Source organism: Citricoccus sp. K5, assembly GCF_902506195.1.
Classification (GTDB): Bacteria; Actinomycetota; Actinomycetes; order Actinomycetales; family Micrococcaceae; genus Citricoccus.
The window spans coordinates 2205554-2227920 of sequence record NZ_LR732817.1; the positions used below are offsets into that span (position 1 = coordinate 2205554).

Annotated in this window: 19 protein-coding genes and 1 pseudogene; 10 read left to right on the forward strand and 10 right to left on the reverse strand. The window is 67.9% G+C overall.

Annotated elements, in window-relative coordinates; genetic code table 11:
• The first annotated feature begins 1 nt into the window (after position 1).
• The 4 genes from BOSE125_RS09810 (at position 2) to BOSE125_RS09825 (ending at position 4513) form a co-directional block, all read left to right on the forward strand.
• On the forward strand, positions 2-1057 hold the full coding sequence (locus tag BOSE125_RS09810) for an ABC transporter permease (protein ID WP_159552140.1): 1056 nt from the start codon (positions 2-4) through the stop codon (positions 1055-1057).
• Between the two features lie 26 nt (positions 1058-1083).
• The gene (locus BOSE125_RS09815) at positions 1084-1809 is read left to right on the forward strand and encodes an SDR family oxidoreductase (protein WP_159552142.1); all 726 of its coding nucleotides are present in this window, start codon (positions 1084-1086) and stop codon (positions 1807-1809) included.
• A gap of 7 nt (positions 1810-1816) precedes the next feature.
• Positions 1817-2860 (forward strand): NAD(P)-dependent alcohol dehydrogenase, encoded by a 1044-nt coding sequence (locus BOSE125_RS09820; protein WP_159552144.1) that lies wholly within the window; start codon positions 1817-1819, stop codon positions 2858-2860.
• Positions 2861-2926: 66 nt separating this feature from the next.
• Positions 2927-4513 carry an aldehyde dehydrogenase (NADP(+)) gene (locus tag BOSE125_RS09825; RefSeq protein ID WP_371300585.1) on the forward strand — a complete coding sequence of 529 codons (1587 nt, stop codon included), beginning with the start codon at positions 2927-2929 and terminating at the stop codon, positions 4511-4513.
• A gap of 219 nt (positions 4514-4732) precedes the next feature.
• Here the strand turns inward: BOSE125_RS09825 and BOSE125_RS09830 are convergent, their stop codons facing one another.
• From BOSE125_RS09830 to BOSE125_RS09855, 6 genes are read right to left on the reverse strand one after another with little or no spacing between them, the layout of a single operon-like run.
• Entirely contained in the window at positions 4733-6298 is a 1566-nt protein-coding gene (locus BOSE125_RS09830; RefSeq protein ID WP_159552146.1) for an FAD-dependent oxidoreductase, read from the reverse strand.
• Positions 6295-7737 (reverse strand): FAD-dependent oxidoreductase, encoded by a 1443-nt coding sequence (locus tag BOSE125_RS09835; protein ID WP_159552148.1) that lies wholly within the window; start codon positions 7735-7737, stop codon positions 6295-6297. Before BOSE125_RS09835 ends, BOSE125_RS09830 begins: the two co-directional genes overlap by 4 nt.
• Positions 7734-9185, reverse strand: a complete 1452-nt coding sequence (locus BOSE125_RS09840; RefSeq protein ID WP_159552150.1) for an FAD-dependent oxidoreductase — start codon at positions 9183-9185, stop codon at positions 7734-7736. Before BOSE125_RS09840 ends, BOSE125_RS09835 begins: the two co-directional genes overlap by 4 nt.
• Positions 9182-10600, reverse strand: coding sequence for an MFS transporter (locus tag BOSE125_RS09845; protein WP_159552152.1), 1419 nt, complete (start codon positions 10598-10600; stop codon positions 9182-9184). Before BOSE125_RS09845 ends, BOSE125_RS09840 begins: the two co-directional genes overlap by 4 nt.
• 18 nt (positions 10601-10618) lie before the next feature.
• Positions 10619-11407 carry an SDR family NAD(P)-dependent oxidoreductase gene (locus BOSE125_RS09850; protein ID WP_159552154.1) on the reverse strand — a complete coding sequence of 263 codons (789 nt, stop codon included), beginning with the start codon at positions 11405-11407 and terminating at the stop codon, positions 10619-10621.
• The gene (locus BOSE125_RS09855; protein ID WP_159552156.1) at positions 11401-12228 is read right to left on the reverse strand and encodes an SDR family NAD(P)-dependent oxidoreductase; all 828 of its coding nucleotides are present in this window, start codon (positions 12226-12228) and stop codon (positions 11401-11403) included. The genes BOSE125_RS09850 and BOSE125_RS09855 overlap by 7 nt, the downstream gene beginning before the upstream one ends.
• 126 nt (positions 12229-12354) lie before the next feature.
• On the opposite strand from BOSE125_RS09855, the gene BOSE125_RS09860 reads away from it, so the two are divergent.
• From BOSE125_RS09860 to BOSE125_RS09870, 3 genes are all read left to right on the forward strand, one after another.
• A complete protein-coding gene (locus BOSE125_RS09860; protein WP_159552158.1) occupies positions 12355-13158 on the forward strand; it encodes an IclR family transcriptional regulator in 804 nt (267 codons plus the stop codon).
• 8 nt (positions 13159-13166) lie between these two features.
• Positions 13167-13925: an IclR family transcriptional regulator gene (locus BOSE125_RS09865; RefSeq protein WP_236558170.1), complete on the forward strand. Its 759-nt coding sequence runs from the start codon at positions 13167-13169 to the stop codon at positions 13923-13925.
• 177 nt (positions 13926-14102) lie between these two features.
• Complete coding sequence (locus tag BOSE125_RS09870) at positions 14103-15539, forward strand: MFS transporter (protein WP_159552162.1); 1437 nt, start codon at positions 14103-14105, stop codon at positions 15537-15539.
• A gap of 114 nt (positions 15540-15653) precedes the next feature.
• Here the strand turns inward: BOSE125_RS09870 and BOSE125_RS09875 are convergent, their stop codons facing one another.
• Together BOSE125_RS09875 and BOSE125_RS09880 are read right to left on the reverse strand one after the other, a co-directional pair.
• Positions 15654-16571: a hypothetical protein gene (locus BOSE125_RS09875; RefSeq protein ID WP_159552164.1), complete on the reverse strand. Its 918-nt coding sequence runs from the start codon at positions 16569-16571 to the stop codon at positions 15654-15656.
• A complete protein-coding gene (locus BOSE125_RS09880; RefSeq protein ID WP_159552166.1) occupies positions 16571-17062 on the reverse strand; it encodes a hypothetical protein in 492 nt (163 codons plus the stop codon). The genes BOSE125_RS09875 and BOSE125_RS09880 overlap by 1 nt, the downstream gene beginning before the upstream one ends.
• A 263-nt stretch (positions 17063-17325) precedes the next feature.
• Here BOSE125_RS09880 and BOSE125_RS09885 point away from each other — a divergent pair, with 263 nt between their 5' ends.
• Positions 17326-17595 (forward strand): hypothetical protein, encoded by a 270-nt coding sequence (locus tag BOSE125_RS09885; RefSeq protein ID WP_159552168.1) that lies wholly within the window; start codon positions 17326-17328, stop codon positions 17593-17595.
• Positions 17596-17687: 92 nt separating this feature from the next.
• Positions 17688-18405: pseudogene (locus BOSE125_RS09890) on the forward strand (DUF2071 domain-containing protein).
• A 35-nt stretch (positions 18406-18440) separates the two neighbouring features.
• Here the strand turns inward: BOSE125_RS09890 and BOSE125_RS09900 are convergent.
• Both BOSE125_RS09900 and BOSE125_RS09905 read right to left on the reverse strand, forming a co-directional pair.
• Positions 18441-19253, reverse strand: a complete 813-nt coding sequence (locus tag BOSE125_RS09900; RefSeq protein WP_159552174.1) for a nitroreductase family protein — start codon at positions 19251-19253, stop codon at positions 18441-18443.
• 3 nt (positions 19254-19256) lie between these two features.
• Entirely contained in the window at positions 19257-19586 is a 330-nt protein-coding gene (locus BOSE125_RS09905; protein WP_159552176.1) for a hypothetical protein, read from the reverse strand.
• 277 nt (positions 19587-19863) lie between these two features.
• On the opposite strand from BOSE125_RS09905, the gene BOSE125_RS09910 reads away from it, so the two are divergent.
• A complete protein-coding gene (locus BOSE125_RS09910; protein ID WP_159552178.1) occupies positions 19864-22329 on the forward strand; it encodes a calcineurin-like phosphoesterase C-terminal domain-containing protein in 2466 nt (821 codons plus the stop codon).
• Positions 22330-22367 lie beyond the last annotated feature (38 nt).

Here is a 22367-nt window from a genome sequence, read left to right on the forward strand (position 1 = left end):
CGTGGCCAATACCTTCGAACTGCAACAACCTCCAGTGCAGTCGGAACCCACCGACGCGAAGGGGTCCTCCCCGGTTAATCACACGTCCAAGGACACCCCCAAGGTCAAGAAACGTTGGATCGACTTCGCCCTGGACAACATCGTCTGGATCCTGCTCGTGGTCTTCGTACTGATCGGCGCGCTGATGAATCCGTTCTTCCTGTCCGTGCCGAACTTTCAGAACATCCTGGTCCAGGCCACTACCCTGGGATTCCTGGGCGTCGCCATCGCCATGTGCATGCTCCTGGGTGAGATCGACCTGTCCGTCGTCGGAATCCTGGGCTTCAGCGGAGCCGTGGGGGCCGTGGCCATGCAAAACGGTGTTCCCGGATTCCTCGGCATTCTGATCGTCTTGGGTATCGGCGCCCTGATCGGGTTCATCAACGGGATCTGTGTGGCCAAACTGCGCATGACCTCACTGATCGAGACCTTGGCCATGGGGCTCGTCCTCGGCGGAGGCGTCCTCGCGATAACCCGTGGCCAGACCGTCTCCATCACGGAGCAGGCCTTCACCTGGCTCGGTCAGGGCCGCATCGCCACGTGGCCGGTCATGCCGATTGCCCTGGTGCTGCTTTTCGTTGCCGTCACCGTCTTCCTCTATCGGACCCCCATGGGGCGCAAGATCTATGCCGCGGGCGGAAATCGCCGTGCCGCCTATGCAGCCGGCATCAACACCAAGAACCTCGTGATCGCCACGTTCACGTTCTCCGGGCTGCTGGCCGCGGTGGCCGGCTGGCTGACCACCGCGTACCTCGGCGGCGTCAACCCCACTCTGGGTTCGTCGGACATGTTGCTGTACGCGATCGCCGCGCCAGTCATCGGGGGTGTGGCGCTGACCGGCGGTCGTGGTGCCACCATCGGAATCCTCGGAGGCGTACTACTGCTCACGGTCGTCCAGGTCGGCCTCCAGGTCATCAACATCGATGCCTACTATGTCGGTGTGGTCGGCGGCGCCATGATCTTCCTCGCGGTGATCGTGGACGCGATCCGCGTCCGCCGTCGCCAAGCGGCCGAATGACCCAGGGAACTAGGGAGCCGCACACCATGACACCCCACAACGAGACTCCGGTGCGCCGTGTGATGGCCATGACCGGTGCCAACGGCGGGATCGGCCATGCGGTCTGCGACCTCCTGGAGCAGCAGGGCCACCGCGTCTTCAGGTTGGACCTGAACTCCACGGGGCCAGACGCCCTGCACGTTGACGTCACCGATGGCGGTTCGGTGGAGCGAGCATTCGCAGAGATCCTCGAGACCGCCGGTCGGATCGACGGGGTCGTCGCGGGCGCCGGAATCGTCGAGGATGATGTGGCCGCAGAGGACATGTCCTCTACCGAGTTTAATCGGATCCTGAGCGTGAACCTCACCGGTGTCTTCCATACCCTGACATCGGCCGGTCGACACATGCTCACGCAAGGCAGCGGCTCACTAGTCGCTATCAGCTCCATGAGCGGGAACCACACGGTGAACCGGCCTCAGAACCAATGCGCCTACAACGCGTCGAAGGCGGGCGTCTCGGCACTTGTCCGTTCCCTGGCTGCCGAGTGGGGTGGACGCGGTGTTCGTGTCAATGCAGTCTCCCCCGGCTACGTGGCCACGCCTCTGCTGGAGAAGAAGCAGCACCAGGTCGCTTCCTGGACGGAGCACATCCCGGCCGGCCGGCTCGCGCACGCAGCAGAGGTGGCGGAGGCCGTGTCCTTCCTGCTCTCCAACCGGTCGTCCTACTTCCTCGGCTCCGAGCTGCTGATGGACGGCGGTTACACCCTTGTCTGAAGCCAGCGTGGCAGAATCCACCGTTCAGGCGGTGGTCATGACCGACGTGGGCCGTCTCGAGAACACTCGGCTCCCAGCTCCTGTGCCGGAACCACACCAGGTCGTAGTCGAGATCCATAGCGTGGGCATCTGTGGTTCTGACGCCGCATACCTCCACCACGGCCGCATCGGGGCCTGGACGGTGACCACGCCGTTTGTCCTCGGACACGAGACGGCCGGGGTTGTCGTCCAGGTGGGCAGCGCGGCAGATCCCGCGCTACTCCACCGCCGAGTCGCCGTAGAGCCCGGCACCCCGTGCTACCGCTGCAGCCAGTGCCGGCAGGGCAGCTATCATCTCTGCCCCGACCTCGCGTTCCTGGCCACGCCGCCACACGACGGTTGCCTGGCCGAGCGGATCGCGATCGACGAGAACTGCGTGTTCCCGGTCCCCGACTCGATGACCTTCGACCAGGCCGCACTGGTGGAACCGGCATCCGTGGGCCTCTGGGCCTGCCGACGGGTAAAGCTCCAGCCCGGGGACCGTGTCCACGTGACGGGAGCTGGCCCCGTCGGAATCCTGGCAGGCCTCATGGCCGAGACACTCGGAGCGGGCCGGGTCACGATCACGGACATCGACACGAACCGCCGTGAAGTCGCCCGCGACTGTGGGCTGGAGGTGTGCGACGAGGTGGCCGACGTTGACGTCCTCCTCGAATGCAGTGGCAACGAGTCAGCACTCCACGCGGCGTTGGACACCATGGCCCCCGGCGGCTGGGTGGCCATGGTCGGCATCTCCCATCAGGAGTACGTCAGGGTCCCGTTCCCCGCCCTCTTCTCCAAGGAACTGACCTTCGTCACCGTGAACCGTTATGCGCACACATGGCCGGCGGTCATCGACTACATCGCGTCTGGCCGTCTGGACGTGGACCGGCTCGTGACCCACCACTTCCCGCTGTCAGAGACCTCCGAGGCCTTTGACACCCAGGCCAGAGATCCCGGCGCGGTCAAGGTCATGATCCACCCGACTGCAGGCTATTGGCAGTCCCCTGGGCAGCTCCACACAGCCCCCTGACAATCATCAACCCCGCACAATACGCACTGGGCCACCACGCCCTTGAGACCAATTGGAGAAGACCCCTTGTTGAACCTTAACGGCAGCCTGCTCATCGATGGCCAGGAAATTACGAACCCGGGCGGCGCCCTTCAGGCCGTGAACCCGGCCACCGGTGAGTCGCTGGAGCCCAGCTATGCCTACGCCTCCCGAGACCAGGTCGAGACGGCAGCCGTGGCTGCGGCCAGGGCGTTCCGTCCCTACCGCTCGCTGGCGCCGGAGGCCCGGGCCCGTTTCTTGGAGTCCATCGCCGGAAACCTGGAGGCTGATGCCGAGGCGATCGTCGAGCGGGGGCAACTCGAGACCGGGCTTCCAGAGGCTCGCCTCCAGGGCGAGCTGGCCCGGACTACCGCTCAGCTGAGGATGTTCGCCTCCGTCCTGCACGATGGAGTCCACCATGCGGTGCGCATCGACCCGGCCCAACCGGACCGTACGCCGGCGCCGCGTGTGGACTTGCGCCAGCGGCGCGTGCCGCTCGGGCCGGTTGCCGTCTTCGGAGCCAGCAATTTCCCCTTGGCGTTCTCCGTGGCCGGCGGTGACACGGCGTCAGCTCTGGCCGCTGGTTGCCCCGTCATCGTCAAAGCGCACAACGCCCACCCGGGTCTCTCGGAGATCGTCGGCAAGGCCATCGTGCGGGCCGTTACCGAACACGACCTGGATCCAGGCGTGTTCGCCCTCCTCTACGGCAGGGGCTCGGAGATCGGTCAGGCCCTCGTGGCCCATCCGGCTATGAAGGCCGTGGGATTCACCGGCTCTCGCTCGGGTGGGACCGCCCTCATCAATGTGGCAAACAGTCGCCCGGAGCCCATTCCCGTCTACGCCGAGATGAGCGCCATCAACCCTGTGGTGGTCTTCGAGGGGAAGCTCGGAACCGATCTGGAGGCCCTCGCCACGGGCTTCGTGAATTCGCTGACCAGTTCCTCCGGCCAGCTCTGCACTGTCCCCGGCATCCTGCTGGTCCCCGCCCGTGAGCCTGGTGACAGCTTGGTCGAAAGGATCGGGCAGATCTTGTCTGAGCGCAATGGTCAGACCATGCTGAGTCCATCCATCGCGCAGTCCTGGGCGGATGGCGTCTCCGAGCTCGGCCGGCAGGCCGGGGTGGAGAAGATCGCGTCGGGCACTCGAGGGGAAACCGAGAACGCACCGGCACCGCTCGCGTTCGCCACCACGTCGGACGTGTTCCTGGCCAACGAGGCCTGTCACGCCGAGATTTTCGGAGCAGCTGCCCTGATCGTCCGTTACGCAGATCTCGGGCAGCTTCAGGAGGTCCTGGAATCACTCGAGGGCCAGCTCACGGCGACCCTCCAGCTGACGGAGAAGGACTACGAGGCTGCGTCCACGGTCCTCCCGGTCCTCGAGGAGAAGGTCGGGCGCATCGTCGTTAACGGCTGGCCCACAGGCGTGGAAGTCGGCCACGCGGTCGTCCATGGCGGCCCCTACCCGGCGACGTCTGACTCACGGTCGACGTCCGTAGGGTCGGCTGCCATCGACCGCTTCCTGCGTCCGGTTGCCTATCAGGACTTCCCGGAGCAGCTATTACCTGAATCGACTCGCGATTCGAATCCCTGGCAAGTGGCGGGTCGACTGCGCGATGGTCTTCCGGAGCAGCACTGAACGCCGGTGGCCGTTGACCGATCACCACGCCTCGGAGGCAGTGATGAGTACTTACTTCTAGGCGGGCTCGAGAGATCAGCGCCCTGCCGTGCCCTCATGCTGGAAGGTCGGTTCTGTCTGCAATAGAGAACACTGTGTGGTGGCACCTTTGGGGTGCTGGATGTCCATCATTCCCAAGGGTGCCACCAGACGCGGTGTGGGTCCGGATCGCCGGCTGATTCACTGGACGGCGTGCACCGAACCGGTGTCCCATGCGGTGACCGCGTCGGCCGGGGTCAGGTCCGCACGGGCGGGGCTGACGGCCACCTTGCGACCGACGATCCGACCGGACACCATGGCCCAGCCGATGTGCAGACCGTGGTTGAGCAGCTGGAGGCCGCCCTGACCGGTAGATCCCGCAGCCCAGAGACCGGGTACCTGCTCGCCGGACTCGGTGATGACCTGGAGGTCGTCGTCCACGGCCAGGCCACCGTCGGCCAAGGTGATGTAGGCGTTCATCGGCCCGAGCGCGTAGAAGGGGCCCTCCTGGATGGGGCCGCCGAAGTGCTCCCGGCCGAAGGCCTCGTCCTGGCCGGTGTCAGTCACCGTGTTCCACTCCCGCACGGTGTCCTGCAGTGCCGTGGCGTCCACGCCCATGGACTCGGCGAGCTCCTCCAGGGTGTCCGCCTTGTGGTAGACGTCCGGGCGGAACCGCTTGTAGTCCTCCACATAGGCGTAGGCCACGCCGGGAAAGGTCGAGACCGGGTTCGGCCAGGCCGAGAACTCGTGGGCGACCCTCGCATCGAACACCATGTACCCGGCGTTCCGGGGATCGGCTGCCACGGCGCGGGCCATGGTCTGGTCCGAGTCCTCGTTGGCCACGCGCTGGCCGGAGGCATTGACCAGGATTGCCCCCGCCCGGTACATGGTGTTGTTCGGGCCGATCCAGCTGGTCAGGGCGCCGCGGATGATCACTGCGAGCAGGCTCTTCGGCAGCACGTCTACGGCCCACCGCACGGCCTTGGCCATGATCGGGTGATACGGGATGGATTTAATGAGGTCCGGCCGCGTGGACGGGGCGAAGCGCAGTCCCTCGTAGAGCCGGTCCATCTGCACCATGGTGCCGCCGGCAGCCGCACCGAGCTTGATGCCATCCCCGGTGTTGCCCGTGTTCACGGCCGGAACGTTGGCCGCGTCCGCACCGACGAATTCGGACTTCAGGTCCCGGGAAGCGGAGTAGTCGCCGGTGGCGAGCACCACGCCCTGGCGGCCGAAGAACTCCTCACCGTTGGCGCGGGCCCCGATGATCTCTCCCGCGGCATTGCGCAACAGCGCGTCCACCCGCATCGAGGTCCTGATGGTGACCCCGCGCTTGGCACACTCCTTGGACAGGGCGGACACGTAGGCCGAGGAGTTCGGCAGCACGTTGTGCATGCGCGGCTTCTCATAGGGCGGCTCCGGGGTGGGTCCCATGAAGGCCACGCCGATTGACGAGAGCCATTCCAGGGTCGGTCCGGCATTCTCCGCCAGGATTCGCCGCAGGCTCTGGTTCTCCCGGGCCTCGAACTGACCGTTGGCGACCTTCATGTCCTCGATGAAGTACTCGATCGAGTCATTGACCCCGGCCCGGTACTGGTAGGCGGTGTTGGCTGCCGTGAAGGATCCCACGGACATGCCGGTGCTCCCGCCGGCCTTGGGCTGCTTCTCCAGGATCAGGGTGCTGGATCCGGAAGTCGCGGCGGAGATGGCGGCACACATGCCGGCACCGCCACCCCCGATGATGAGGACGTCGACTGTGGTGCTCATGCGTGCTTCCCTTGCTCTCGATTCTCGTTCTGGTCGGACGCGCGGGCCGCGCGAGCGGCGGCGCGCCCGGCCCACCGGCCCGTGATGTATCCGGGCGCCAGGCCCCCGGCGTAGCCGTAGTTGGACAGGCCTCCGGCATCGGCCCCGGCGGCGAAGAGCCCGGGGACCGGCCGCGCGTCGGGGTCCAGGACCTCACCGTTAGTGCTGGTGGGCAGTCCGCCGAAGGTGAAGGTGATGGAGGGCTGGACCATCAGGGCGTGGAAGGGGCCGGTCTGGGGCGCACGAGCGCCCGGGGCCACCGGAATCCCCTGTGCCGAGCCGCCGCCGTTCTCGGCGGCCTGCCGGTAGGCCTCGAGCGTGGCGCCGAGATGAACGCGGTCCACGCCCCACCGGGACACCTCATCCAGCAACTCCCCCAGGGTCGCGGCGGTACTGTGCCGACCGCCGGCCTCGATCGCGGTGGCGAACCGGTCCACCACGCCGAGCCCGGGGAAGGGCTCCTGGGTGGCCTCCGTCCGCCGCACGTGGTCGTCGAAGATCAGCACGCCGCGGGCCTCGGGCTGGAACGTGAGGTCCTGGTTCAGCAGCTCATCTCCCAGGGTCTCGTCCGTGAACCGCTCGCCGCGCAGGTTCACCAGGACCGTGTGACCGGAGTAGTACTGGGAATAGGGCAGGAACTGCTCGGCCGTGAACTGCCGTACCGGCCAGGGCAGCAGGTGCCCGTAGAACGTGCTCATCCCAGTGGAGCTGCCCGCACCGGCCCGCCGGCCGAACCGCAGGGCGTCGCCCACGCTGCCGGGGTTGGAGCGGAACAGCAGCCGGTCGGCGTTCGGGCCCATATGGCGGTTCAGCTCCGCGGGGTCGCCCTGGAAGCCACCGGTGGCCAGCACCACGGCACCGGCCCGGATCTCCAGCAGGCCGCCATGGGGCCGGCGGACGGTCACACCCGCCACTCCGGTGCCGGGAACGTCGCCGTCCAGCAGCAGGTCGACCACCGGGGTGCCCGTGAGGACCTCGCCGCCGTGGGCCTGGACCTGTTGGCGGCAGTAGTCGAGGATGCCGTGGATGTCCGTGGAATAGCCGATGCCGAAGGTCATGATGTCCCGGGTCGGCTCCTCGGCCACCCGCACCCCCATGGACCGCAGTTCGTCCACGGCCTCGGCGTAGTCATTGACCAGGGCGGCACCGTGGCCGGGCTTGCCCAGTGGGATCCGCCGGTTGTAGGCCCGCAGGTCCGGCGCCGTCCAGAACATCCCGGCGGACAGCGCAGCGGAACCCCCGGGGCTGGCGTTCTTCTCCACCAGGACCACTCGGGCACCGGCCCGAGCGGCCTGCAGGGCGGCTGCGGATCCGCTCACGCCGGAACCCACCACCACGACGTCGGCCTGCCGGGTTTCGCGCCCTGCTTCGCCCGGGGCGGTGGTCAGGGTCTCGCTCATCGTGCAACCTGTTCCTTGCCCTGGGCCGGGCCACCTGCTGGGGCTGGGGTTGGGGTTACGGCCGAGGAAGCCAGCAGCCGGTCCGCGACCGCCTGGCCGATGGCGTGGCCGAAGACCGCGCCCTTGCCCAGGGACGTCCCGGTCATGTAGGCGGCCCCGTGGAATCCACCGGTCACCTCACCCACGGCGTAGAGACCCTCAATAGGGTCACCGTCCACGTCCGTCACCGCACCGTCCGCGGTGATGGTCACCCCGCAGTAGGTGGTGGTCATCAGCGACTTCGCCGGGTAGGCATAGAAGGGGGCCGCGACGATGGGGAGCAGGTCACCGATTCCATTGCACAGGCTGGTGCGCCCCACCTCGTCCGTTCCCTCGCCGCTGATGGCCGCGTTGTAGGCGGCCACACTCTGCACCAGGGCCTCCGCATCGATGCCGGCCACTTGCGCCAACTCCTCCAGGGTGTCGGCACGGTGTACGTGGCCGATGTCCTCCAGGGCGTCGATGTCCTTGAGTGGCACCCCCGGCTCTGACTGGGCCCGCACAGTGGCATCGAAGATCTCAAAGCCCAAGCCGTCCGGCTGCTCCAGCACGTCACGGCCCAGGGTCTTGTAGGACTGGGACTCGTCCGTGAACCGCCGGCCGTCCCGGTTCACGATGATCGCGCCCTGATAGTAGGCGGTGAGCAGTTCATGGAACTCCTCCCCGGTCTCCGGGTGGGAGCCGTAGGTGCCGGACACGAAGGACATGTCCGCCATGCCGGCCCCGAGCTTCCATGCCATGCGCAGACCGTCGCCGGTGTTGCCTCGGCCTCCATAGGGGATGGCGTTGAGCTGATACGGAGCGAAGACGCGCAGCATCTCAGTGCCCCGGCTGAATCCGCCGGTGGCCAGCACCACGCCCCCTCGGGCGTCGAAGCGGACATCTCCGTCCGGCGAGGAGGCCACGACGCCGGCCACGCGCCCATCCTGTCCGCGTACCAGGGTGTGGCCCCGGTGTTCCATATAAGTCCGGCCGCCGGCGGCCTCGAAATCCCGGTGCAGTCCGGCGATGACGTCCTTGATGGCGGTCAGGTGGCTGCGCTTCGCTGACTGGCCGGAGCTGATGGAGATCTCGCGGAAGTCCACTCCGTGGTCCTTGAGCCAGCGGTAGGTCTGGTCCTGGCGGTCCAGGTAGGTCTCCAGCAGGTCGGTCCGGTTCAGGTGGTCGCCGACTTCCAGCAGGTCCTGCAGGAACAGGTCCCGGGAGTCCTGCTCCTCCTTCGCCGCCTGTTCCTCGGTGCCGGAGAAGGCGAACCATCCCCCGCTCATCACCGAGGACCCACCCCGGGCATCCGTCTTCTCCAGCAGGGCGACGCTCAGTCCGGCCTCGGCCGCGGTGGTCGCGGTGACCTGGCCGGCGATCCCGGTGCCGAGTACCACCAGATCCACGTGGTGTTCCGTGCGGCTCATGCCGATGCTCCTGTCTGGGTTGTCTGTGCTGTCTGGGTTGTCTGTGCTGTCTGGGTTGTCTGTGCTGCTGCGGCTTCCTGGTCTGCGATCTCGTCCTCCTCGTCCCGGCGGCCCAGCTCGGCCAGCGGGGTCTTGTAGGTCTCCCTGGCAGTGGCCACGGCGATCGCGGAGATGATGCAGGCCACGCTGGTCAGGGCGGCGGCTGGCCACCACGCGTCGTCATTGGCGGTGGAGATGGCCTGGATGATGGTCGGCGAGAAGCCGGTGACCACGATTCCCAGCTGCAGGCCGATCGCCATGCCGCTGACGCGGTACTTCACGTTGAACATCTCGGAGAAGAACACCGGGTAGACGGCGTTGGTGCACGCGAAGGCCACGGTGATGGTGAGGAAGATGCCCAGGTAGATCATCGGGATGTCGGCCTCACCGACGGCCCAGAAGAACTGCCACACGGCAACGGCGCCGATCAGGTTGCCGACGATCAACACCGGCTTACGCCCGATGCGATCGCTGAGGGCCGCGAACATGGGCTGGGTGAAGAAGGCGGTCGCGTAGCCGAACAAGGTGGTCCACAGCACCACGGAGGCGTCGATGCCCACCACATTGGTGGCGTACGTCAGGCCGTAGACGGGGACGGTGGTGCTGATGACGATGAGGAAGGCCGCGAAGATCACGCGGACCACATCCACCGGCTGGCGCTTCAGCAGCACGCCAATGGGCGCCTTCGGGATCTCGTTGTTCGCCTTCTTCTCGGTGAAGACCTCCGGGTCCTCCAGGCTGCGGCGGATGATCAGGCCGAGCACCACGATCAGGGCGGAGGCCCAGAACGGGACGCGCCAGCCCCAGGTCTGGATGGCCTCGTCCGGCAGGGCGGCCACCCAGAGGAAGGCCAGGGTGGCCAAGATGTAGCCGAACCAGATGCCGGAGACGAGCCAGGAGGTGTAGAAGCCACGGCGGTTCTCCGGGGCATGCTCCAGAGTCAGCGAGGCGGCACCGGCCAGCTCGCCGCCCACGGACAACCCCTGGAGCAGGCGCATGAGCACCAGCAGTGCAGGCGCCCACAGGCCGATCGCACTGTAGCTGGGCAGGCAGCCGATGATGAAGGTGGCGATGCCCATGATCAGCAGGGTTGCGATCATGACGTTGCGGCGGCCGAAACGGTCACCGAAGTGCCCGGCCAGGAACCCGCCCAGCGGGCGTGCCAGGTAGGCGACGCCGTAGGTGGCGAGGGAGAGCAGCAGGCCGGTGGCGCCGGCGTCGGGAAAGAATACCCGGGAGAACACCAAGGCCGAGGCCGAGGCGTAGATGTACATGTCGTAGTACTCCAGGGCGCTGCCGAAGAATCCGGCGAGGGAGGATTTGAAGCCCTGGTTGCTCTTCTTCGGCGCACGGGCACCGCGGGTGGTGGCACTCATGAAGGAGTCCTGTATCTGTCAGTAGGTGGTTCGTCCGCCGGAGGCGTCGAAGACGAATCCGGTGGTGAACGAGGCGTCGGGGGAAACGATGTAGTCGACCAGGGCGGCGATCTCCTGGACGGTGCCGAACCGGCCCATGGGGATCAGCGAACGCTGGACCTGTTGGCGTTCGGCGGTCATGCCGGCGATGAGCGGGGTCTCGATGGAGGCGGGAGCCACGGCGTTGATGGTCACTCCGGAGGACGCCGTCTCGCGTCCGACCGACTTCACCATGCCGATCACGCCGGCCTTGGAGGCGGAATACGCGGCCATCTGGGGGTTGCCCTCCTTGCCGGCGATGGAGGCGATGTGCACGATCCGTCCGTACCCGGCCGGCAGCAGGTGGGTGAGGGCAGCCCGGGTGACGGCGAAGGCTCCGCCCAGGTTGATGCCGATGATCTTGGCGAAGGTCTCCTGGCTCGTCTCGACCGCGGGGGCCACCGGACCGAGGATCCCGGCGCAGTTCACCACAATCTCCAGTCCACCCAGGCGTTCAACGGCTTCACCGAGGGCACGGTCCACCGACCCGGCGTCCGAGACGTCCACCGGGATCCGGTGGTGCGCGGCCGAGTCCTCCGGCCAGGTCGCGGTGACCAGGTCCAGGCCCGCCACGGCGTAGCCGCGGTCGGCCAGCCGGGCGGCGATCGCCGCGCCCATACCGCTGGAGGCGCCCACGACGACGGCACGCTGGCTGGCGCTGTGCGGTCCAGTACTGCCGTGGCCGGCATCGTCGGTGGTGGGGTTGGCGTTGGGGTTGGCGGTCAGCATGTGGCCCACCCTCCATTGACGTCCAGGCTGGTACCGGTGATGTAGCTGGCCTTGCTGCTGGCCAGGAAGGCCACGGCGTCGGCGATCTCCTCGGGCTGGGCGAAGCGGTTCATCGGGACCGGGGCGAGCATCTTCGGGTCCACCGGGACGGCACCCATCATGCCGGTCTGCACGAAGCCGGGGGACACGCCGTTGACGCGGATGTTTCGGTCGGCGAGCTCGTGGGCGATGCTCACGGTCATGTTGTGCAGGGCGGCCTTCGTGGCGCCGTAGGCGACGGTGCTGGGGATGTAGGGCACGAAGGTGGCGTCGGCGGGGCCGCCCGTGCCGGTCTTGGCCGTGATGGACAGCAGGTTCACGATGCTGGCGGTGCCGTCCGTCGGCATGAAGCGATAGGCCTCACGCATCAGGTAGAACGGGGCGCTGAGATTGACGTCCAGGATGGTCTTCCACAGATCGTCATCCAGCTCGAAGAACCTGATCTTCTGACCGTCCCTCTTCGGGGAAATGCCCACCGCGTTGACCAGCACGCCGATGGGGGCGATTCCGGCGGCGACCTCAGCCAGCTCACGGTTGGTGGCTGACTGCGTGAGATCTCCGGCGAAGCCGTGGTGGTCCGCCTGGCCCGTCCGGGGCAGTCCGGCCATCACGTCCTCGACCGCGGACTCGTTGACATCGGCAACCACCACCGCATAGCCCTCCTCGGCGAGTCGACGGGAGAGCACCCGTCCGATGCCGCCGGCGCCGCCGCTGACGACGGCCGTGCGCAGGCCGGTGTCCGCGGGACCGTCACCGGCGGGATGTGAAATCTGGGGGTCCATGGTGTCTCCGTCTACTGCTGGGTCTGGTGCTGGTTCGCATGCTGGCGCTGGGGCCGGAGCGGTTGAGTTCGGAGTGAGCCTAATCACGGCTGAACACTCTGCGCAATCATGAGTTACCGTTATTGCATGATGCGCAACACATCGACGGCGGCACCGAAGGTCCAGTCGGTCCACCGGGTGCTGCAGCTGCTGAAACTGATCACAGCGAGGGGGCGCCTGAGCGTGACCGAAGCTGCCGAGGCCCTGGGTGTGCACCCCTCCTCCGCCCAGCGACTACTGGCCACCCTGGTGGCGGACGGGTTCGCCGTGCAGGACGAGCACCGCCGCTACCTTGCCGGGCCCGAGTTCCTCCAGGCAGGCCAGGCCATGACCCGTGAGCCCCTGCAGGTGACGCTCCGCCCCACCCTTGAGCGGCTGTACCTGAGGGTCCGGGAGACGGTCCACCTGGTGACACTGATCGGCAGCCACACCCACCACGTGGACGGGATCCTGGACACCTCCCACTCGCTGCGCTTCGGCGGTCGTACCGGCGTGGTTCTGCCCGCTCACATCACCTCGTCCGGCAAGGCCATCCTGGCGACACTGAGCAGGGAGGAGCTGGACCATCGCTACCTCTCGGACCCGAACAACTCCGCGGGCGTGCGGCGCCCGGAGGACATGGAGGCGATCCACCGGACCGTCGCGGCCACCCGCCAGCAGGGGCTGGGAATGAACTTCGGGGAGAGTGAGGACGGCGTGGCCGCCTTTGGGCAATCCCTGGGCGTGGTAGACGGACAGCACGTGGGACTGAGCATCGCCATGCCCAGCGCCCGATTCTCCCGCGAGCTCGTGGCCAGGTTCCGAGCCCATCTGGACGCCACCGTGGCGGAGCATCACGCCGCGGCCACACCACGGCGCCCCGACCGTCTTTCCCGCCCGTCGTTAGGATGAATCGCGTGATGCGCAACAACGGTGAGCCCGCACCGCGGGTCGAGTCCGTTCACCGGGCCCTGGTCCTGCTCAAGTTGATCTCAGAGGAGGGATCCCTCAGCGTGACCGAGGCGGCCCAGGCGGTGGACATCCACCCGGCGACGGCCCAACGCCTGTTGATGACCCTGGTGGGTGACGACTTCGCACGGCAGGGCGAGAAACGCCGATACTTCCCCGGACCGGCCCTGCTGCGCACTGCGGAGAACACGGCCTCCCTCAAGGAGCGAGTCCGCCCCTTCCTCGAGCGCCTCTATGAACAATCCGGGGAGACCGTCCATCTCGCCAGCCTCATCGGGACCGAGGTCCACCACCCGGACTGCCTGGAGTCGGTCCAGCCGCTGAGATTCGGCTCCCGCGTCGGCACCCGGGTCCCGGCGCATGTCACTTCCGAGGGCAAGTCAATGCTGGCAGAGCTTCCCTGGGAAGAGGTCGAGGCCCGTTATTCAGTGGCCCTGCTGGGCCGGCTCGGCCACACCCTCCACGTGGACCTCGGGGAATTGCGCGAGGAGCTGGAGCGCACCCGAGAGCGGGGATACGCCACGAACTTCGAGGAGAGTGAGCCCGGCATCGCCGCCTTCGCCGTCTCCCTCGGACGCATTGACGGGCAGCACGGATCGCTCAGCATCGCCATGCCGATCGCCCGGTACTCGGACGATCTCGGGGAATCCATGGCCGAATACCTGAAGATCATCCGGACTGACGCGCGGGACGCCCTCCACTCCGCATGATTGCGTCATAAGCAACAACTGCAAACCGCTATTGCGCTGGTTGTCATGTGTGTCTAGCGTCACATCTCACGCAGGGCTGCTCCCCTCCCCCGGAACAGGTCCTGCACCCGTCGTTCGTCCGCACCTGGACCCTCACTCTCCGCGACGGCCTCCGCTTCCAGCGCCCCAGGAGTCCTCATGTCCCAGACCACGCCTCACCGCGCCCCGCGCCGTTCCCTTCGTCCCTCGGAGCCACCGTCCCCTCAGGCGAAGCGGGCCCTGGTCAGCGGCGCCACCGGTGCCGCGCTCGAATGGTTCGACTTCGCCCTCTACGGCGCTCTGTCCGCCACGGTCTTCCCCGCCCTGTTCTTCAATGACCTCGACCCGGGGATGGGCCTGCTGGCATCCTTCGCGACCTTCGGCGTGGGCTTCTTCGCCCGTCCCCTGGGAGGAATCGTCTTCGGCTACCTCGGTGACCGGTTCGGCCGCCGCCAGATCCTGTTGACCACGTTCATCATGATGGGCGCCGCCTCCGTAGTCATCGGCCTCCTCCCGCCGTACGCCACGATCGGGTTCATCGCCCCGCTGATCCTGGTCTTGATGCGCTTCATCCAGGGTGTGGCCCTGGGCGGTGAGGCCACGGGCGCCCAACTCATGACCATGGAGCACGCTCCGGGCGACCGCCGGGCCTTCTACGGCGCCGTCATGGCCATGGGTTCCCCGGTCAGCCAGGTGATGGCCCACCTGCTCCTGGCCGTCATGACCGCCACCCTCAGTGCCGAGGCGTTCCTGTCCTGGGGCTGGCGACTGCCGTTCCTGTTGAGCGTCCTGCTGGTGCTGGTGGGCATCTACATCCGTCTCAAGGTCGAGGAGACCCCGCTCTTCAAGGAGGGGCAGAAGCACGCCCAGGAAGGCGTCGGCACGCTCACCGTCCTCAAGACCCACGGCGTCGCCATCCTGCGCCTGATGCTCGCCTACGCGCCGATCGTGCTGACCTTCTACGTTGTCTCAGTGTTCGGCATCAGCTACCTGACGGGCCGCGGCTTCACCCAGACGGAGACGTTCACCATCATCATGATCGCCAACCTGGTCTCCGTGGTGGCCATGTGGTTCGGCGGCCGTCTGGCCGACGTCTACGGCCGCCGGAGGATCCTGATGGTCGGGTCCATCGGCACTCTCATCGCGGCCTTCGTCTTCTTCCCGGTCGCCCACCTCGGAAGCTTCCCCCTGACACTGTTGGTGGTGACCTTCGCCCTGGCGTCCGCCCAGTTCGGCAATGCCGGCCAGGGCGCCTTCTTCGCCGAGGCCTTCCCGACCCGGATCCGCTACACCGGCTCAGCCCTGGCCCTGACCGGTTCGACCCTCGTCTTCGCCGCCCCGGCACCGTTCCTCGCCACTGGGTTGATGAACATCAGTGGCGGAAGCACGGTGCCCCTGACCGTCGTCTGGATCCTGGTCATCGTCGCCGCCCTGATCACCATGGTCACGATGGGTGACGGAAAGACCCTCGAGGGCGGTCGGCACCACTTCACCCGCGCAGCGGTGAACACAGCGCACGCGGCGGATGCCGACGATGCGGGAAACACCGGGAATTCAGGGACGGAGGAGGCACCGGTCCCCACGGCCGTGCGCTGAGGGGCGGCAGAGCCGGGCGCGACCGCTAGTAGTTACGGTCACAGTTGACGTCGAGACGCGCCGATGCACCCACCGACAAGCGTGATCGTAACCCAAGGGGTGGGAGCCGGGGCGCTACCGGGTGGCGGGCATCTCCGGCGTCGGCAGCTGGTGGGTGCCGGTCTGGGTCACGCCCAGCACCTCTCCCCCGGCGCGGGCGGCACCGCCTCCGTGGGACAGCACCCACAGGGTCTCCCAGACGGCCCGCGCCGTGACGGGAGCGATGCGCAGGAGGAGGCGGCCGGCATCGCGCGAGGCGTCCGCATCCGCACCGAAGACGTAGTTGCCGTTGCTCTGGGTGCTGATGAAGGCCAGGTTCACGCCGAGGGCGGAGGACGTGGACTCCCACACGAACCACGGCTCAGCCCACAGCTCCGCCAGCTCGGCGGGCGAGCCGTCCGGCGCGGGGTACAGCGGGTCGGCCACGCGGGCGGTGAATTCGTCCTCGTCCACCAGCAGCTCGCCGGCCAGCAGTGCGGGCCCGGTGCGCACACCGGCCCACGTGCAGACCTGGGAGGCCAAGGCGTCCCGCTCGGCGAGCGCCACGGCATACCGGGAACGGCTCTGGCTCACGACGCCGGCCATCACGTCCGCGCCCGGCGCACCGGACACGGTGGAGACCTGGCCCCCGGCGAGCCAGGACTGCATCAGGGTGCGCTCGGCGCCGCACTGGCCGCGCAGGGCCAGGACGTCCTCGGCGGTGGCGACGGGGCCCATGAAGTCATCCCCGGCGGTGTCCAGCACGCCGTCCAGGGTCAGGAACCCCTCGCGGACCAGGCGGCCGATGGCACTGCGGTTCCGCAGGGTGGCGAAGCGGCCGAGCGAGCCGAGGTGGTGGATGGACTGCAGGACCTCGAGGTCGTTGCTGCGCAACAGGCCGGGATCCTCGGGACTGGTTGACTGGCGGCGGCCGTCCCCGTGGACGTGGCGCTGCAGGGCCTCGACGTCCGCGATCGGCCGCCCGGACCGGCCCTGTCGGTCAGTGGCGGACATCAGGCCACGGCCCGGAGCGGGGCGCTCTCTGCCGGGACCTCGTCCACAGCGAATCGGGCGCTGGCGATGGCCGCGTCGAAGACAGCGGTGAAGTGCTCGTAGTCGCTGATCAGGCAACTGGCGCTGATCTCCAGGGTGGCCCGGCCCTCGGCGAGTGCCTCCTGGACCAGCCAGCGGCGGGTGAAGATGTTGTTGCGGCCGGTCCAGCGGGTTAGGTCCATCCGGCGCGCGGGATAGCCACCGACCGTGCAGGTGACGTCCTCGACCACGTAGAGGCGGTTCAGGCCGCAGAGTCCGGCCGGCTCACCGGCATAGGTGGTGGCCACGATGTTCGGGGCCAGTTCGGGTTCGGGCAGGGGCCCTCCGGGCTGCAGTCCGTCCGTGAGCATGCGCTCCGCGGACTCCGTCACGGGGGCGGTCGCCACCAGGTGAAAGCCGTCCACCGGGTACCGGACCCAGTCCTCGGGCAGGTCCATGGTCAGCGTCCGCATGCGTTCTCCTCCCGCACCTCCCCTACCCGCGAGTGCCAGTAACGGAAGGTGAATTCCTTCTGAACCACGGTACTGATCCCCCTCCGGGGCCGCGATGGGGAGAGGTACCCATCGCGGCTGTTGCCGCCGGCGAGGACAGGGTGCTATCCAGCGGCCTGCGGCAGGCCCAGCCCTCGGTCCTGCATGACCTGCCGCAACCGGTCCGGAGGCCAAAGCATCGGTGATGCCGTGCCGCGGCAGGATGACCACAGGCACCGCACAGCATGGGCAAAGGCGAGACCGAAGGACCGGTGATGATCTGGTCATCGAACACGTCGAACGACGGACCAGACAACAAGGGATACCCCATGGCGACCACCGGCAAGATTCTCTCGCATCAGCCCACGGAGCCGTTCGGCCGGAACGGCGCAGGCCGGACACTGTATGAACAGCGCGCGCGATGGCTGCCCGGACTGGACCAGCCACCAGCACCCTCCTGGGACGATCTGGATGAGTCCGTCCGCGAACGCTGGTGTGAAAACGCCAAGGCATGATCCGCTGCCGCACGCCGGAAAGGGTCCGGAATGGCACCAACGGTTCACCGCCATAGACTGGCGCGACCATGCGTGAAAGGCGGCAGCCGACCATGAGCGGACGCAATCCCGACCATTCGGTTCGTTTCCCCGTCAATTTCCAGGACTGGGAAGACCTCACGTTCCTGCACTGGCCCTACGAGGCCGACGCCGTCCAACGCCTGGTTCCCGAGGGTCTCACGGTGCAGGAATGGGATGGGCTCACCTGGGTCGACATCACCCCGTTCCGCATGGCGCGGGTCCGCGTGCCGGGTCTGCCGCCGCCCCCGGGATGGGGCGTCTTCCCGGAGCTGAACGTGCGGGCCTACGTGCGCACCCAGGACGGTCGGGACGGCATCTGGTTCCTCGGGATGGTCGCACCCAGGCTCACCTTCATCGCTGCCCTGCGCGCCCTCGGGCTGCCCTATGAGCGTTCCCACCCGTCCCTGTCCGTGGTCGGCTCGCGGTGGACCTACCGGTTCGGCACGCCGCACGGGATCCGCTCCCGTCCGGACGACTGGTTCCAGGCGGTCGTGGACGTCGGTCGGCCGCTGGACACCGCCGAGCGGACGCCGCTGGTGGACGGCCTTCCACCGGAGGGCGCGCGTGCTCTGGCGGACGCCGGTCGTGCATGAGCCTTGGCCGCTGCACACAGCCACTGCCACGGCCACTGCCGCCGGGAGCCTCACCGCGCCCCTGCACTGGGTCGGGCTGCCGTCACCGACCGAGGACCCGATCGTGCACGCCGCCCCCGCCGTGCACACCCGGATCGGTGTTCCCCGACCGGCCTGAGCACGACACACGGCTTCGAGCGTGCCCGTGACCGTTCAGGCCGAACCGGGCCGGACGTCGTTGTCCCAGCCCCGCTGCGGGGTTGCGCAAGTCTCGCGGAAGACGAACTGGGAGGGGCGCCTGCGCTCCCGGCTGGACCAGTCGATGGCGGGCCGGTGGGTCCGCTCGGGCAGGTAGCCCAGCCGGTAAACGGCCATCAGTTCCAGTTCGTCCGGCACCTGCAGCATCCGCACGATGCGATCCCACTGGTGCGGCGCCTCCATGGGGAAGGAGACGAACTGGATACCCATGCCGAGCTCCACCGTGGTCAGCCAGAGGTTCTCCATCGCGGCCCCCATGCTGAAGACCGAGTAGAAGCCGGACAGCTCCCCGGGCCGGTACTCACCGCGTTCAAGCATGACGCCGATCAGCAACGGGGAGCCGGCCACCAGCCTGCGGTTCTCCTCGCCGAGCTTCTGCGGGACCCGCAGCCGGTTCATCAGGGACTGGCCCGAGGGCGTGAACGCACGGGAGGTGAAGGGACGCAGCAGGGCGGGCAGCTTGTCGAAGAGCATGCCGCTGCGGGCCGCGTCCATCTCCTTCTGGCTGAACCGGAAGTACTTCTTGTACCGGTCGAAGAACGTGCCCGCGCCCATCACCACGGTCATGCTCTCACCGCTGATGGCGGCCACCGTCTCGATGGTGGTGCGGTCCTCGATGAGCACGAACCGCCATGGCTGGCTGTTGAACTGGGAGGGCGCGGCGGCCGCGGCCCGGATCAGCAGCTGCTGGTGTTCGGGGCTGACGGGGTCCGGCCGGAACGGCCCGTTCGTGGTGCGCCGGTTGAACACGGCATCGAGGAATTCCATGGGTTACCTCCAGGCGAGGATGAGCCCGGCCGCATAGCAGGGGGCCGCCGCCAGGGCGTCGTGGGTGTGCCGGTTCAAGGGTCGCGCTCCGTGCCGCTGCAAGAGGACCAACGGAACAGCTGCGGGGACCAGCGCGACGGCGGCCGGCGACCGCCGCGCTGTGCAGGCCAGAGCCGCCACGGCCGTCGTCGTGGCGGTCACGGTGTACAGGCCGTGATGGACCCAGCGGATGCTCGACGTATCGATCCACCGGAGGGCCACCGCGGCACCGAGTGCGCAGTTGGCCGTATAGGCACCGGCGGCTGCCGTGACCAGCGTGCGGAGCAGCGTCATGGCCCTCCTTGTCAGCCGGTGATCATCACGCCCATCGTGCCACACGCCGGCCCGTCCAACACGGCCCCCGAGTCTCCGCTCTACGCGTCCCTCCGCGCCCTCCCCACTGAGACCTCAGCTCGAACCCGAACTTGCACGTTCAAGCACGGGTCGGGCAACCGTCATGGTGGCGTTGCGTGTGTACACCTTGCCGTGGGCTGCCGTTCACGCGGCGAGCACAGGGTAGGTGAGTCAACGGTTACCCCCGGCCGGAACCCTATCCATCGGAAGGTACTTCGTGAACGCGATCACTCGCTCCCCACGCCATCGATCAGCCCGCCTGGCCGCAGGCGTGCTGGCCCTCGCCACCACCGGCGCCCTGCTCAGCCCGGCCGTCACCGCCGCCGCAGCCACCCCCATCACGGCCAGCCCCGTTGCTGCCCAGAAGTCCGAGACCGCACAGACGGCCCCAACGGCAGAAACCGCCGAGACTGCCGAGCAGGCCGGCGCCGCCTGGGACGAGAGCGCCTACCGCGGCGCCGTCGAGGTGGTTGAGGGGACGAACCAGACCCCCGAGGTCCTCGAGGGCGTGGTCTTCGACGACCGGAACCAGAACTCCACCCAGGACGAGGACGAGCCCGGCATCGCCGACGTCACCGTCTCCAACGGCCGCGATGTGGTCACCACCGATGAGGACGGCGCCTACGAGCTGCCGGCCTTCGACAACATGACGGCCTTCGTCACCCAGCCCGCCGGCTACCAGGTGCCCGTGGACCAGGACAACGTGGCCCAGTTCCACTACCACCACCTGCCCGAGGGCTCCCCCGAACTCAAGTACGGCGGCCTCGAGCCCACCGGCCCCCTGCCGGACGCTGTCAACTTCCCACTGGCGCAAGACGAGGACGCCGCCGCCTCCACCCAGGAGTGCCTGGTGGGCGGGGACGTGCAGACCTACACCGAGGAGGAGATCGAGTACGCTCGCGCCGGCGCGTTCGCCGACCTCGCGGCCCGCTCCGGTTATGAGAACTGCGGCGCCCTGTTCGTGGGGGACGTGGCCGGTGACGACCTGTCCCTCTACCCGGGCATCCGCACCCTGACGGAGATGATCAACGGACCGGCCCGCTTCCTGCCCGGCAACCATGACATCGACTTCGACGCCACGGAGCAGGAGCACGCCTTCGACTCCTACCGCGCGGGCCTCGGCCCCGAGTACTACTCCTATGACGTGGGTGATGCCCACTTCGTGGCACTGAACAACGTGGAGTACCCCTTCTCCGGTGACACCCTGTACAACGGGGCCATTGACGAGGAGCAGATGGAGTGGCTCCGCCAGGACATCGCCAACACTCCCAAGGACAAGCTCGTGGTGATCGCCGCCCACATCCCGCTTCTGGGATTCGCGGACCAGGGCGGCACGCAGCACCAGACCGACCAGGTCAAGGAGATTTACGAGCTGCTGGAGGGCCGCGAGGCCATCTCGTTGGCTGGCCACGTGCACGCGATCGAGAACATGCGCGAGGGCGACAGCCTGGCCTCCTGGAAGGAGCTGTTCGACGTTGACCAGCTGCCCTTCCCCCATCTGACGGTGGGCGCCATCTCCGGTGACTGGTACTCCGGCGAGATGCTCGACGGCGGCTACCCCACCGCCCTGCAGCGGGACGGTGCCTACCCGGGCGTGCTCACCATGGACCTGGAGGGCAACCAGGTCTCCGAGTACTTCACCCGCACCGGCGACGACGGTTCCGACCAGATGGCCCTGGGCCTGAACACCCCGGCCTACCGCGGCTGGTTCGAGGAGCACATCGACTCCGAGGACGCCGCACCGGAGTTCGAGAACCCGCTCACCGTGGGCCAGGACGAGCTGGCGGACACCTGGCTGACCACCAACTTCTTCATGGGCGCCACCGGCTCCACCGTGGAGGTCTCGGTGGACGGCGGCGAGGCCCAGGCAGCCGAGCGCACTCAGCCGATGGAGGGCGAGGAGCAGTACGTTGGCGCCGAGTACTCGGACCCGACAGCCGTTCAGGAGCAGCTGGTGCACGGCGGCTCGGTGGCGGACCGCACCTCCCACCTGTGGCGCCTGCCCCTGTCCGCGGGCCTGGAGGCCGGTGAGCACACCGCCGAGGTGACCGCCACGGACGTGCACGGCAACGTCTCGACCGAGTCCCTGACCTTCGAGGTCACCGAGGGCTCCACCGAGCCGGAGGAGCCGGCCGCGGACTTCACGGACAACGCCCCCGGATCTCGCCACTACACCCCGGTCCGCTGGCTGCAGGACGCCGGGCTGACCCACGGCTACTCAGACGGGAGCTTCGGCAAGGACCGTGAGATCTCTCGCGGCGAGTCCTTGGCCTTCATCTACCGCTACCTCGATCCGGAATACACCGCCGAGGGCGCTCCGTTCCCGGACGTCGAGGCCGGTCACACCCACTACGAGCCGATCTCCTGGGCCGCTGCCCAGGATCAGTCCATCACCACCGGCTACGCCGACGGGACCTTCAAACCCGCCCGCGAGGTGACTCGCGGCGAGTTCGCTTCCTTCCTGCACCGGGCCATCAAGCCCGAGCACCTGGGACCGAAGGACTCCGAGTTCACCGACGTTCCTGCCGATGACGCCCACTACCAAGCCATCACCTGGTTGGCCTCCGAAGGCCTCTCCATCGGCTATCAGGACGACACCTACCGCTCCGACCGACCGATCACCCGCGCCGAGGTCGCCACCCTGCTCTACCGCTACCAGACCATGGTGGCCGACCAGAGCTAGTCCACACTCCGCCCAACCCAACCAGCGGTCGACAGTGC